This is a genomic window from Ralstonia sp. TCR112, from assembly GCF_007997035.1.
GTDB classification, from domain to species: Bacteria; Pseudomonadota; Gammaproteobacteria; order Burkholderiales; family Burkholderiaceae; genus Ralstonia; species Ralstonia edaphi.
Genome location: NZ_VOSS01000117.1, coordinates 1 through 12,727, shown reverse-complemented (window position 1 = coordinate 12,727; position 12,727 = coordinate 1). Strand labels below are relative to the sequence as shown.

General features: G+C 62.8%; 11 protein-coding genes. 2 read left to right on the top strand and 9 right to left on the bottom strand.

What is annotated here, in order from left to right; all coding sequences use genetic code 11:
- Positions 1-1,184, top strand: a 1,184-nt coding sequence (locus FUT88_RS23180) for an NAD-dependent succinate-semialdehyde dehydrogenase (protein ID WP_147218744.1), incomplete at its 5' end; no start/stop codon positions are given.
- On the opposite strand, the gene FUT88_RS23175 is transcribed toward FUT88_RS23180, so the two are convergent.
- Genes FUT88_RS23175 through FUT88_RS23160 form a run of 4 tightly spaced genes read right to left on the bottom strand, consistent with a single transcriptional unit; the run spans position 1,181 to position 5,656 of the window.
- Positions 1,181-2,434 carry an NAD(P)/FAD-dependent oxidoreductase gene (locus FUT88_RS23175; RefSeq protein WP_147218742.1) on the bottom strand — a complete coding sequence of 418 codons (1,254 nt, stop codon included), beginning with the start codon at positions 2,432-2,434 and terminating at the stop codon, positions 1,181-1,183. The genes FUT88_RS23180 and FUT88_RS23175 overlap by 4 nt on opposite strands.
- Positions 2,435-2,446: 12 nt before the next feature.
- Positions 2,447-2,803 carry a RidA family protein gene (locus FUT88_RS23170; RefSeq protein WP_147218740.1) on the bottom strand — a complete coding sequence of 119 codons (357 nt, stop codon included), beginning with the start codon at positions 2,801-2,803 and terminating at the stop codon, positions 2,447-2,449.
- Between the two features lie 24 nt (positions 2,804-2,827).
- Positions 2,828-4,351, bottom strand: a complete 1,524-nt coding sequence (locus FUT88_RS23165; RefSeq protein WP_147218738.1) for an amidase — start codon at positions 4,349-4,351, stop codon at positions 2,828-2,830.
- 12 nt (positions 4,352-4,363) lie between these two features.
- The gene (locus FUT88_RS23160) at positions 4,364-5,656 is read right to left on the bottom strand and encodes an MFS transporter (RefSeq protein ID WP_147218736.1); all 1,293 of its coding nucleotides are present in this window, start codon (positions 5,654-5,656) and stop codon (positions 4,364-4,366) included.
- A gap of 94 nt (positions 5,657-5,750) precedes the next feature.
- Between FUT88_RS23160 and FUT88_RS23155 the strand changes: the two genes are divergently transcribed.
- Positions 5,751-6,401: a helix-turn-helix domain-containing protein gene (locus FUT88_RS23155; RefSeq protein ID WP_261797274.1), complete on the top strand. Its 651-nt coding sequence runs from the start codon at positions 5,751-5,753 to the stop codon at positions 6,399-6,401.
- A gap of 27 nt (positions 6,402-6,428) precedes the next feature.
- On the opposite strand, the gene FUT88_RS23150 is transcribed toward FUT88_RS23155, so the two are convergent.
- The 5 genes from FUT88_RS23150 to FUT88_RS26955 form a co-directional block, all read right to left on the bottom strand.
- Positions 6,429-8,021: an N-acyl-D-amino-acid deacylase family protein gene (locus FUT88_RS23150; protein WP_147218734.1), complete on the bottom strand. Its 1,593-nt coding sequence runs from the start codon at positions 8,019-8,021 to the stop codon at positions 6,429-6,431.
- Positions 8,022-8,121: 100 nt separating this feature from the next.
- Positions 8,122-8,820, bottom strand: coding sequence for a hypothetical protein (locus FUT88_RS23145; RefSeq protein ID WP_147218733.1), 699 nt, complete (start codon positions 8,818-8,820; stop codon positions 8,122-8,124).
- 980 nt (positions 8,821-9,800) lie between these two features.
- Positions 9,801-10,172 carry a hypothetical protein gene (locus FUT88_RS26310; protein WP_186829366.1) on the bottom strand — a complete coding sequence of 124 codons (372 nt, stop codon included), beginning with the start codon at positions 10,170-10,172 and terminating at the stop codon, positions 9,801-9,803.
- Positions 10,172-12,520, bottom strand: a complete 2,349-nt coding sequence (locus FUT88_RS23140) for a hemagglutinin repeat-containing protein (RefSeq protein ID WP_261797275.1) — start codon at positions 12,518-12,520, stop codon at positions 10,172-10,174. The genes FUT88_RS26310 and FUT88_RS23140 overlap by 1 nt, the downstream gene beginning before the upstream one ends.
- The coding region (locus FUT88_RS26955) for a hypothetical protein (RefSeq protein ID WP_261797273.1) at positions 12,460-12,727 on the bottom strand (268 nt) is incomplete at its 5' end. The genes FUT88_RS23140 and FUT88_RS26955, both read right to left, overlap by 61 nt.

Genomic DNA, 12,727 nt, shown 5'->3' with positions numbered 1-12,727 from the left:
CGCTGGAGCAGGGCAAGCCGTTTGCCGAGGGGCGCGGCGAGGTCATGTACGGCGCGTCGTACGTCGCGTGGTTTGCCGACGAGGCCACGCGCATCTACGGCGATCTGATCCCGCAGCAGCAGCGCGGCAAACGCATGAGCGCCGTCAAGGAGCCCGTGGGCATCGTGGCCGCCATCACGCCGTGGAATTTCCCGCTGGCGATGATTGCGCGCAAGATCGCGCCGGCCCTGGCAGCGGGCTGCACGGTGGTCGCCAAGCCGGCGGAAGACACGCCGCTCACGGCGCTGGCACTGGCGCAGCTCGCGCAGGAAGCGGGGCTGCCCCCCGGCGTGCTGAACATGATTTCCGCCTCGCGTGATCGTGGTATCGAGGCCGTAGCCGATTGGCTGCACGACAGCCGTGTGCGCAAGATCACCTTCACGGGCTCGACGCCGGTGGGCAAGTATCTGGCGCGCGAGTCGGCGGGCACGCTGAAGAAGCTGTCGCTGGAGCTGGGCGGCAACGCCCCGTTCATCGTGTTTGACGACGCAGACCTCGACGCGGCCATCACCGGCTTGCTGGCGGCCAAGTTCCGCAACGGCGGCCAGACCTGTGTGTGCCCCAACCGCGTCTACGTGCAGGCCGGCGTGTATGAGCGCTTTGGCGCCATGCTGGCCGCGCGGGTTTCCGCGCTGAAAGTTGCGCCGGCCACCGACCCGGACGCGCAGATCGGCCCGATGATCAACGCCCGCGCCGTCGACAAGATCGAACGCCACGTGCAGGACGCCGTCGCCAACGGTGCGCGCGTCCTGGCGGGTGGCAAGCGCCTGCCTGAAGTTGGTGAACACTTCTATGCGCCCACCGTGCTGGCCGACGCCCACAACGGCATGGCGCTCTGCAACGAAGAGACCTTCGGCCCCGTCGCGCCGCTGTTCCGCTTTGTCGATGAAGCCGAAGCCGTGCAGGCTGCCAACGACACGCCGTTCGGGCTGGCCTCGTACTTCTATACGCAAGACATCCGCCGCATCGAGCGTGTATCACGCGCGTTGGAAGCGGGCATCGTCGGCATCAACGAAGGCGCGCTTGCCAGCGAGGCGGCGCCCTTTGGCGGCGTGAAGGAGTCGGGCTACGGCCGCGAGGGCTCCAAGTACGGGCTCGACGATTACCTGTCGATCAAGTACCTGTGCCAGGGCGGGTTGAACTAGCGCGCTGAATCCCAGAAGCGTTGCGCACGGAACGGGCGAACATCTACCGTCGATGTCTCGCCCGTCATCATTTCCGCAATTAATCGCCCGGTGATCGGCCCCAGCGTCAGGCCGTGGTGTGCATGGCCGAACGCGAACCACATGTTTGCGTGGTGCGGCGCCGGCCCGATGATCGGCAGCATGTCGGGCGTGCAGGGCCGCGCGCCCATCCACGGTTCCGCATCCACACGTTCGGCCAGCGGAAAGAGCTTGCGCGCGACGGGCTCGACGGCGTCGAGCTGAACGGGCGTCTTCGGCGCATCGCGGTGCGCGAGTTCTGCGCCGGTCGTCAGACGGATGCCGCGCGCCATCGGCGCCAGCACATAACCGCCGTCCGCATCGAGCACGGGATGATTCAACTGCGCGCCTTGCGCTGGCGCGTAGTGCATGTGGTACCCGCGCTTGACGGCCAGCGGCAGGCTGTAGCCCAGGCGCGAGGTGATGACGTCTGCCCAGGGGCCCATGGCAATGACGACGTTGTCTGCGCGCAGCTCGCCTTCCTTGGTTTGCAGCAGCCACGGCGCGTTGGGCGTCAGCGTGTTGGCATCGGCTTCAAAGAAACGGCCGCCGAGTTGCTCGAAGTATTTCGCGTAGGCCGTGACCAGGGCGTTGGGGTCGCTCACGGAATCCGCTTCCGTATAGCGCAGGCCGCCCAGCAGCGATGTGTCCAGATGCGGTTCAACGCTGCGCAGGCGCGCCGGGTCGAGCGCTTCAAAGGCGACGCCGTATTCGCGCTGCCAGCGCTCGACGTTGCGCGTTTCCTTGTCTTGCGTGGCGGCGTTGCGGAAGACCTTGATCCAGCCGCTCGGGCGGATCAGATGCGTGGCACCAGCGGCTTCGGCCAGCGCGCGGTGCTCGCTCACGCTGTGCGCGATCAGCGGCGCATACGCACGCGCAATCGCCGCGTGCCGGGTGGGGTGGGAGTTGCGCCAGTACTGCCACAGAAACGGCAGCAGCCGGGGCAGGTCGCCGGGGTGGTAATGCACATCCGCCGACGTGTTGGCAGCGTAACGCAACAGCGTCGACAGGTCGCGCGGGAACGCATACGGATACACACCCTCACGCTGGATCAGCCCGGCATTGCCGAACGACGTCTCAAAGCCCGGCGCACGGCGGTCAACCAGTGCGACGGCGCGCCCGCGTTTCTGCAGATGCACCGCCACCGATACGCCGACAATGCCGGCGCCCAGCACAAGGGTGTCGAAGCGCATGGCGGCCGCTCCTTAACCCTTGGCCAGTGCCGTGACGGCGATTTCCACATCGATGCCCGGGCGCATCAGGCCCGACTGCACGCAGGCGCGCGTGGGCGCGTGGCCAGCCGGCACCCAGGCTTCCCACGCAGCGTTCAGCTCCGCAAAGTGTTTGGCGTCGGTCAGCCAGATGTTGGCGGAAATCAATCGCGTCTTGTCGACACCCGCTTCGGCCAGCAGGGCGTCGATGCGCTCAAGGATGTTGTTGGTCTGCTCGGTGACCGACTTGAAGTCGATGTCGGGCACTTGCCCGGCCAGATGCACGATGCCGTTGGCGATCACGATCTGGCTCATGCGGGCGTTGGTGTGGAGGCGTTGGATGTCGGTCATGTCGGGAAGAAGTCCGTTGTAGGTTCAGACGGCCGAGGTGCCCATGCCGCTCGTGGCGGCATCGAACACCGGCGGCGCGGTGACGATGGATTGGAGTGCCGGCGTCGGCCGCGTGAGCTTGGCGAGGTCCGGACGCGGCCGCCGCAGCGTAGCAGACGCGTCGAAAGCCTGCTCGAGCGCATGCGCCACGGCAAGCGTTTTGCGGTCTCCGTGGAAGGGGCCGACGATCTGCAGGCCGAACGGCATGCCGGCGTGGTCAACGCCGCACGGCAATGACAGCGCGGGGTGCGTGGTCAGCGTGACGACGTACGTCAGCGCCAGCCAGCGGTAATAGTTCTCCTGCGCGCGGCCGTCGATGTGCGTGGCGTACAGCGCGCTCCACGGAAACGGCGACACCGGCGTCGTCGGCGACAGGATCACGTCGTACTGGCTGAACGCCGCCTGGAATCGCTTGAGGATGCGCGTTTGCTCAGCCTGCGCCCACGCGCAATCGGTAAGCGTCATGGCGGCGCCCAGTTCGTAGTTGGCGCGCGAGTTCGGCCCGATCGACGCCGGGTCGCGCACGTAAGCATCGTGCAGGCCGGCGACAAAGCTCTCCGCCCGAATGACGTCGAAGCAGCGGTGCACCTCGCCGAGGTCGAACTGCACGGGCTCGCACGACCGGAACATCGGCGCGATGGCGGCAATGCGTTGGCGGAAGACCGCGCGGATGCTCGCGTCGACATCGCAGCAGCCGAAGTCTTCCGTCCAGCCGACGCGCAGCGTGGAGAGATCGAGCGGCGCGGGCGTGAGAAAGCTCAGCGGATCGACGTGGAAGCTGAGCGGATCGCTTGCCGACAATCCCGCTGTGGCGGCCAATTGCAGGCACGCTTCGGCCACCGTGCGCCCCATCGGGCCGACCACCGAAATGGGCGTCCAGCCAAGTTTCTTGCGCGAGTTCGGGACCAGCCCGGGCGACGGCCGAAAGCCCACCACGCCGCATTTGGATGCCGGAATCCGTAGCGAGCCGCCGGTGTCGGAGCCGGTGCAGACGGGCAGCATGTCGCACGCCAGCGCGGCCGCCGCACCGCCCGACGAACCGCCCGCATTCAGCATCGGGTTGAACGGGTTGCCTGTCGCGCCCCACACGGGGTTGCGCGTATTGGCGCCGGCACCGAACTCCGGCACGTTGGTCTTCGCCACCAGCACGGCGCCCGCGGCGCGCAGACGCTCGACGAGCAACACATCCTGCGTCGGCACGTTGCCGCGCGCGGTGGGCGAGCCGTACGTCGTCAACAGGCCCGCTGTGTCTTCCAGGTCCTTCACGCCGAGCGGCAGGCCGTGCAGCAGCCCGAGCGGTTCACCATTGAGCACGGCGCGCTCTGCGGCTTTTGCGGCTTCGCGCGCCTGCAGAAAGCACGTCGCTGTGACGGCGTTGACGGCAGGGTTGATGGCTTCGATGCGGTCGATGCAGGCGTCGAGCAGCTCGACCGGCGAGATTTCCTTGGCGCCAATCAGCCGGCGCAGTTCCACCGCAGACCGGCTGACGAGTTCGTCGTTGTGCGACATGAACATTTCCCTTTAAAGCGCTTCGCCCGTGCGGTCCCGCAGCCAGATCACCGGCACCAATGACACGAGGCATGCGGCCGCCACGTACCACGCCGGCGCCAGCGGGTTGCCGGTGCGCTCCACCAGCCAGCTCGCGATGAACGGCGAGAACCCGCCGAAGAACGATGCGCTCACCACATACGTGAGCGCAATGCCGGTGGCGCGTACATGCTTGGGAAACAGTTCCGGAATCATCACCAGCACGGGCACGATCTGCGCCGCCACGAACACGGCCAACAATGCGGACACGACGTACAGCGCCAACGGCGTCGGATGCGCGCCCAGGAAGGCAAACGCCGGGTAGACCGCCAGCAGCATGATGATGCGCGACGTGACCAGCACACGCTTGCGCGTGTAGCGATCGGCCAGGCGCCCGGCAATCGGCGCGGCCACGAACAGCACGAGCGAGCTGACCACGCCAGAAGCCACCGCCGCGGTGGGTGACATATGCAGCGTGCGCACCGCGTGGCTCGGCAGGAAGAACGCGGTGATGTACACCGACACCGAGCCGCCCAGCTCCGCAAACGTGCCGAGAATGGTCAGCTTCAGATGCGTGGTCAGTGCGGCCTTGAGTGCGCCTTGCGGCTTGGCGTGGCCGGGTGCCGCGTCGCGGCGGTCGAGCGTTTCTTCCAGCCGGCGGCGGATCAGCATGCCGGCCGGGGCCGCAAAAATGCCCAGCAGGAACGGCAGCCGCCAGCCCCAGGCGAGCACGGCTTCTTTGGAGAGCGTCACGTTGATGAGCGTGGCGACTGCCGCGCCCAGCGCCAGGCCGAGCGCGGTCGCCGCAAAGTTCCAGCTCGCAAAGAATGCCCGCGTGCGGTCGCTTGCGTATTCGACCAGCAACGTGGTGCCGGGCCCGAATTCGCCGCCCGCTGCAAAGCCCTGCATCAGGCGCGCGGCCAGCACGATCATCGGCGCGAAGATGCCCGCAGTGGCGTATGTGGGCGCCGTGGCGATGAGCGCGCACGACAGCGCCATCATCATGATGGTCAGCACCATCGCCTTCTTGCGCCCGGCGCGGTCGGCATAGGCGCCGATGATGACGCCGCCTAGCGGCCGCACCACAAAGCCGACGCCAAACACCCCGATCGACAACAGGAACTGGTTCACCGGCGATGCCGATGGAAAGAACAGTTGCCCGATCTGGATGGCGAAGTAGCTGTAGATGGTGAAGTCGTAAAACTCCAGCGCTGTGCCGATGGTGGTAGCGGCAATGACTTGCGTGCGTGACAGCGCGGGGCGGCTGTCGAGGGCGAGGGTCGACACGGGCGGCTCTCCTGGGTTGGAGGCTGGGGAGGGTTTGAGTTATCGTATACGAGAAAAATCAAATTCTCGTATACGAGAAAACCCGGAGACGTGCGTGGCATCGAGCGCAAAAGCGGCTATCCAGCCCCATTCAATCGACGAGGCACCGGCGCAGCTCACTCACCAGGAGGTGGGAGCGCGCATCCGCGAGGCGCGCAAGGCGCGCGGGCTGACGTTGCAGGAGCTGTCGGAGCGCTCCGGCGTGGCGCTGTCCACCATTTCCAAAGCCGAGCGCGGCGATATTGCCCTCACCTATGAGAAGTTTGCCGGCCTGGCGCAGGCATTGGGGCTCGAGTTCGAGCAACTGCTCGGCCGGCGCCGCACGCCCGACGCTGGACCGCTGCGGCCGACCTTCACGCCATCCGGCGGCCAGGTCATTTACGACACGCCGAACTACGAATACGGCATGCTGGCCGACGCGCTGACCGGCAAACGCATGCTGCCGATGCGCGCACACATCCGCGCGCGCTCGGTCGACGACTTTCCCGATTACATCCGCCACCCCGGCGAGGAATTCGTCTTCGTGCTGGGCGGCGAGATCGAACTGCGCTTTGAGAACGGCGACGCCTTTCGCCTGACACCCGGCGACAGCCTGTACTTCGACAGCGCAGTCGGCCACGTCTATCTGTCCGTCAGCAAGGAAGACGCCGAGATACTCGCGTGCTGCACCGGCACGGACGTGCGTGAACTCGGCGACGTGATCTGAGCTGCGTTGCCGCGCGGCGTCGCTTGTTCATTTGCGTAAGGCCCGCCCCGCCAGCACATCCGGCACCGCCTTGCCGTCGGCCACGGCCACCGCGCCGTTGACAAGCACCCAGCGCACGCCCACGGGCGGCAGCCCCGGCTGTTCATAGCTCGCGCGGTCGGCGTAGGTGGCGGGGTCGAAGACGACCAGGTCGGCAAACTTGCCGGCCTGCACGGTGCCGCGGTCCTTGATGCCAAAGATTTCGGCCGTGCGGGCGCTGGCCTGGCGGATGGCAAACGGCAGCGTCATCACGTGCTTGCGCGTGACGTATTCACCGATGCGGCGTGCAAAAGTGCCGGCTTCGCGCGGGTGTCCGGCAATGCCGTCGGAGCCGCCCACGACGAAGTCCTGCTTCATGAAGGCTTCCAGGTCGGCGTCGCTCATGTTGAACGACACGATGTTCGTGCCGCCGTGCTGGATCACGCTGATGGCCGCATCGACGGGGCTCACGCCGAGCTTCTTGCCCAGCGCCTCAAGCGATTGCCCGTTGTATTCGGGGTTGGCAGAGATCAGCACCTGCGCGGCGGGCCCGTTGCGCTGTTGCATGGCCTTTTCCATGTCGGTGGCAATGCGGGCACGCGTGGCCGGGTCTTCCAGCCGCTTGAGCAGCGCGTCGTTGCCGCCGTCACGCGCCCAGCCCGGCACCAGCGCGGGAATGATGTGCGTGCTCGACGCCGTGTACGGATACTGGCTTGCCGATACGTTCATGCCGTCGGCCTGCGCCTGCAGCATCAGGCTGATGACCTCCGCGCTCTTGCCCCACGAATCCACACCCAGCGCCTTGATGTGCGAAATGTGGATCGGGATGCCGGACCGCCGGCCGATGTCCAGCGCTTCTTTCACGGCGTTGACGAGGCCGGTGCGGAAGTTGCCCTCGTCGCGCAGGTGTGTGTCGTAGATGCCGCCACGCGCGGCCACCGTCTTGGCCAGCGCCACCACCTCGTCGGTTTTGGCGAACACGCCGGGCGTGTACACAAGGCCGGTCGACATGCCAAATGCGCCGTCGCGCATGCCGTCTTCCATCAGCGTCTGCATGGCCTTGAGTTCGTCAGCGGTGGGTGCACGCGCCACGTCGCCCATCACGCGGTGGCGCACGGCGTTGTGGCCTACCAGCATGGCCACGTTCGTGCCAATGCGGTTGGCGTCCAGCGCCTTGAGCGTCGGCCCGATGCGGTCGAGATCCGGCCCGTCGCCTTCGAGCACGATGCCGTCGTTGCCGATCACCACCGTCGTCACGCCTTGCAGCAGGTACGGCAGGTTCTGGTGCCGGTCTTTGGAGATGAGGTTGTGATAGGCGTGCGTATGCGGATCGATAAAGCCTGGCGCCACCACCAGCCCGCGCGCGTCGAGCACCGTTTTTGCCGGCACGCCCATGGCGGAGGGCTGCACCAGCACGATGCGGTCATTGCGGATGCCCACGTCGGCCACGAAGGGCGCGCCGCCGCTGCCGTCGACCACCGTGCCGTTGCGGATCAGGATATCGACCGGTTCAGGCTCCGGCGCGGCACCGGCCGGACCAGCAAGCGCAAGGCTCAGGGTGAGGGCGGACAGCAGGCACTGCGGCAGACGGTGTGGGCGCATATCGGCTTCCTTGTGGTTTGCAGCGAGTGTAAGGAGCCTGGATTCTTACGTTGCATGCAAATGGTTGGGGCCGGTATGTGGGGGGGACATGTGTTGTCCTTTACCTGAACCACCGTGACAGCTTGCCGACCAGCCCTTGCGGTGGAGGTACCCATCCGGGCTTTAGGAACTCATACACATCGTCGTAATGGTCGAGGGGGCGGATCGGCATCAAATCCATTGGCACCATGAGATGGTTGATCTCGACGGGAAGGCCGCGGTACCAGCACAGTTTGGTTTCAAGCGTGGCAACGTAGGAAAAATAATCTTCCGCCAAGGCATTCTGACTGGGCACATCGGCGTGCTTCAGAATTAAATTTTCTAGGCCCGGGTTATCGGCTCCCATCAGCAGTGAAAAGAAATCTCTCCTTTGCGCTGCCGTTACGCGTTCCGACTTGCGACCATTTTTTTCTAGGCGATCAACTTTGGTTTCGAGGGACGAATAGTCGCCCTGTATCGCCAATTGCCACATGTGCACTTGGAATTGAGGGTTTAGAGGGTTGTCCCTGGCAGAAACAAAGTGGTCGGGTTCCAGTTTTGCCATCTCCATAACCATCTCACGGGAATCAGAAAGAAGGGCATACAGTAATTCGGCTCCGACCTCAAATTTCTGATGACTATCGATGGCTATGTCAGCCAACGTTAGCTGACAGCCCGTGTATAAATTTTGCTTTAAATGTGTTTGGCTGTTGTTTGCAAAGTACTCAAAAAAGGCCACTGTCAGGTGATCATTGGACAGACTGTTGTAGCAGCCGCTCAAGCTAATAGGTTAGATTCGATAACGTATCTTCTGCGCAACCTGAGGGATATGTTCCAGGGAAAATTGGGATCCCCTCCGCTTCTTTTCGATGAGATCGTTATTCATAACTTCATCATTTCAATTTAATTATGGTTGCGCTGTTCGAGTTGTCTCGCGGGTCTCCCTGCAAAGTAGTGTTCGGCAGGCTTTCGATCTGAGAGAGAAGCGCTCGCTCTGCAGCGCTTACAGGCAAAGTTGTCAGCGGGCGACATTGCCGCCGACATGCGCATCGCTATGAGCCGAAAAGTTGCCATTTTTGCAAGGTCGACCATCACATCGTGCTCGACCAAGATTGTGACTCAGTCGGTCTTGTGGCGGTTGCTGCAATTGATTGTTATCTCTGATTTGGAAAGACTTGGCGGAGATAAAGCACTAAATTGGACATGTCGTCATATGCGGCGGGGCCAAATTCTGGCTCGTGTTGGGCCATATAGTCGCCCGGAGGAACATTGGCGGCTAGCGCAATCGGCTCGATCTCCAGAAGTCGTTTTGGGCAGATCAACCAGTTTGTTCCTGGCAAGTTCTCTCGCTTACGTCCTGTGATGGCCCATTCTATCCGGCCTTCGTATTCGGTAATTGCGAGCCGAAGTTTTGAGATTACATCCGGGTTATCTTTCTTAAATCGAAAACCGGTGTGCGAGGGCTTAGTTGATCGATCTTCGGAATAAGGCGGAGCGTTCTTAAACGTGAAGGTTGGTTTTCTTGCCTCGAACTTTGCCCAAACAACCTCATCTAACGTATCAATGAAGTCGAGTAATTCACGTCCTTAAGTGGAGCTCATTGTCTAATATTCCGTCTGGTCCTTGGCTGCAAATTTATTGTCAAGAGCAACTACTAAGTAGTACACAAGCGTAGAGCCTTTTTCTGGCGATTTGTCGGTGTGCTATCCGCTTTTCCAGATGAACCATTTTGCTTAACTGACGCATTCGCGTTCAGTGGCCTTATTTCTGCCAGTCAAGCCAGGCATCCACATATGCCCTCGATCTCGGTCCGAGATTGCAGTGAATGGTGCTCCATAGATTTGGGTCAGTCGACGCTTGTGATGTGTTGCAAAGCGCTTCCAATAGCCCAGTGGCGATCGCAGTGCGCAGACCTTCACTTGAGGACGAAATTCCGGTCTCAATGGAGTTGATTAAAAAAGACCGCTCTTCCATTGAAAGGTCCGTGAAGGACCGTGCCATCTCTCTTCCGATGTTAGAAAAAAGAAGGATCGTCGGGATGTCTTGGCCCCAGTCTTCATATGACTCTTTAATTGTTGACGAAATTATTTTCATTATGGATATTTTGGAAAGAAAATCGTCATAGGTGTTCATTATTTTCCTCGTAGTGCATTTTGCATGTCACGCAAGACAAGTTGAGCAGCGGATCTATCTGAGAAAGATGCGTCGGGGTTGTTATCTAACCATCGCTGCAATGCTCGTGAATAATTCTCTGCTTTCTCTCTGTGAAATACCCCGCCCACGTTTTGGTTGGTCGCGTTTTCATACCGAACGGCATCAGCGGTGCTGCCCGATCCAATTTTTGCTCCGTCACGATACAGGTCGTCCATTAGAACACTTAGTTTAGGGTCGGAAACGAGCGGCTTCGACATCTTGGATGCCAAGTCCTCATTCAGTTTCTGTCCCGTGGCGGCGTTCGCTGTGCCTCCAGATGTGGCAGCGCTATTGCTCGCAGCTCCGGATTTCGCCCCCTCATCGCCATTCCGGCCCGACGCCATCGCATTATCCGGCAACGGAGCCGGTGCCCCTGGCACCACGACAGGCACAGGACAAAGCAAGCCGGGCGCGCATGGCACTGCACCCGGCACAACTGTCGCGCCCGCCGAGCCGCTCGGCGTGTTTCCGCCCCCTCGGCCACCAGTGATCTGATCGATATCGCTTGGTGTCACATGCGGCCCAACATTCCCCGCGTTCTGCATGCCCCGATTGACGCTGGATACGGCGTTATCGAGGCTTTGGTTCACACTTACAAGCTTCTGTGTGATCCAATCTTTGTAGCGATCCTGCAAATCGCGCCCGAGGTCTCCGAACATGCTGTTGGAGTACGTGAATTGCCCGGTACCGCTGAGCTCTCGCTGTTCAGGCAGGTAGTTTTTTCCGCGCTGCTCGGATGCAAGTTTGGCTGCCTTATCGGGGTTGTCGTCCGACAAACCCAGTGCACAGTGCGTCATCGCACAGGCGGCGTCCTCCAGACGTTGTTGCTCAGTCGCGCTGCGCCCCTTCTTGAGCTCGTCTAGCTGCTTCCGTTCATCCGGATGCAACTGGCGGTTGAACATATCAGCAGCCAAGGCGCCGCCGGCACCTGACACAGCTCCTTGGGACCCGCCCACCGCACCACCGACCACAGCGCCAGCCGTACCCGCCACCACGTTGGTAATGACGTTAGCCACCGTCGCCTGCACACTCGGTGGCAAGCCCTTGGTCGCTTCCTGGACGGACTTCTCGATCAGCTTTGCTGCAAGGTCGCCCGCCACCGTACCTGCGACGGCACCGGCCACATCCCCGCCCGTCATCGCCGCGCCGATGGCGGCAATGGCCGCATGCAGAGCAATACGCCCCGGCTCCCCCTCCTTCCATAGGCCCGAGTCGGGGTTCTGCTTGGCCAGTGCACCGGCCACATCGCCGGCCACCTGCATCCCCAGCTTGCCGAACTCGCGGCCCAGCTCCACGCGCTCCTGTACCTGCTTCAGATCGAAGATCTTCTGCACCGAGCCGTTGGCGTTGGCGGTGTCGCGCGAGAGGGTGGCGACATCCTGCTTCTGGTTAGCCTGATCGCGCACGACGATGGTGCCGTCTGACACGGCAGCCCGTGTGGTGCCGGACGCTTCGCCATTGGTGCCGGCCAGCCCCAGGCCCGAAGGTGCATTGGCCAGTGCATTGCCGGCCAGGTTCTTACCGAGGCTGCCTGAACTGCTGTAGCCGATGTTCAGGCCCGAGTGCTCTGCTTTGTACTCGGCGCGGTTTTGCAGGTCGGTAAAGCCCAGCGTGCCCGTGTCCAGCTTGTTCTTCGATGCATCGGCGGTGCTAGAGATCACACCAGCGTTGAGCTGCGTGTGCTCACCCACGTGCACATCAAAGCCGCCCGAGCCCGCCATGAGGCCGGATTGCTGACCGACGCTCTGGTAGTCGGAGTTGATCTTGTCGCGCGACAGCCCGATGCTGCCAGAGGCACCACCGCCTGGCCCAAACGTAACGCTCACACCGCCGCTCGCACTGCTTTGCTTGCTATGGTACGTGTCAGTGTCTTGTGGGCTCGTGATGGTCAGGTTGCGGCCAACGTCGACGACGATCTTGCCGCCGCTGGCCTGTGCGCCATACAGCGTCGCGTCGCGGCCCGAGCGCACGGTGAGCGTGTCGGATGCCGTGACGTTTGTATTGACGTGCGTGACGGAGTCGCCATTGGCATTACCGCTGGCGCGCTGGGCGGAGGCAAAGACAGAGATGCCGGTCTGCTCGCCGAGCGACAGCCCCACGCCCGCGCTGAAGCCGCTGCTGCTGTTGGTACTCTGCTGCTGCGTGGTGGTTTGCGCAGATGCGAGCAACACATCGTTGTTGGCGGTGAGTGAAACGTTCTTGCCAGATAGCGTGCTGCCAAGCGCGGTCAGGTCGCCCGTGCCGGCCACTGGGCGACCGGAGGCGTCGGTCTGGCCCGTGGCGGTGATGTTGAGATTGCCGCCGTGTTCACGCCGTCCTGCACTGCCCTGTCGCTGCTGGCGATCACACCTCCCTTGAAGTCGGTGTTGCCCTTGACGTCGATCTGGAAGCCACCGTCGCCGGTGCGGATGCCCGATTGCTCACCCACAGCCGCATAGTCGCTGTTCAGCTTGCCCTGGCTGACGCTTCCGGAAGCGCTGGATTTGCCCACGCAA

Bases quoted from the DNA above. Each gene is read 5' to 3' on its own strand.
- FUT88_RS23170 (WP_147218740.1), bottom strand. From the start codon at position 2,803: ATGACCGACATCCAACGCCTCCACACCAACGCCCGCATGAGCCAGATC.
- FUT88_RS26310 (WP_186829366.1), bottom strand. From the start codon at position 10,172: ATGAACACCTATGACGATTTTCTTTCCAAAATATCCATAATGAAAATA.
- FUT88_RS23175 (WP_147218742.1), bottom strand. From the start codon at position 2,434: ATGCGCTTCGACACCCTTGTGCTGGGCGCCGGCATTGTCGGCGTATCG.
- FUT88_RS23150 (WP_147218734.1), bottom strand. From the start codon at position 8,021: ATGCGCCCACACCGTCTGCCGCAGTGCCTGCTGTCCGCCCTCACCCTG.
- FUT88_RS23165 (WP_147218738.1), bottom strand. From the start codon at position 4,351: ATGTCGCACAACGACGAACTCGTCAGCCGGTCTGCGGTGGAACTGCGC.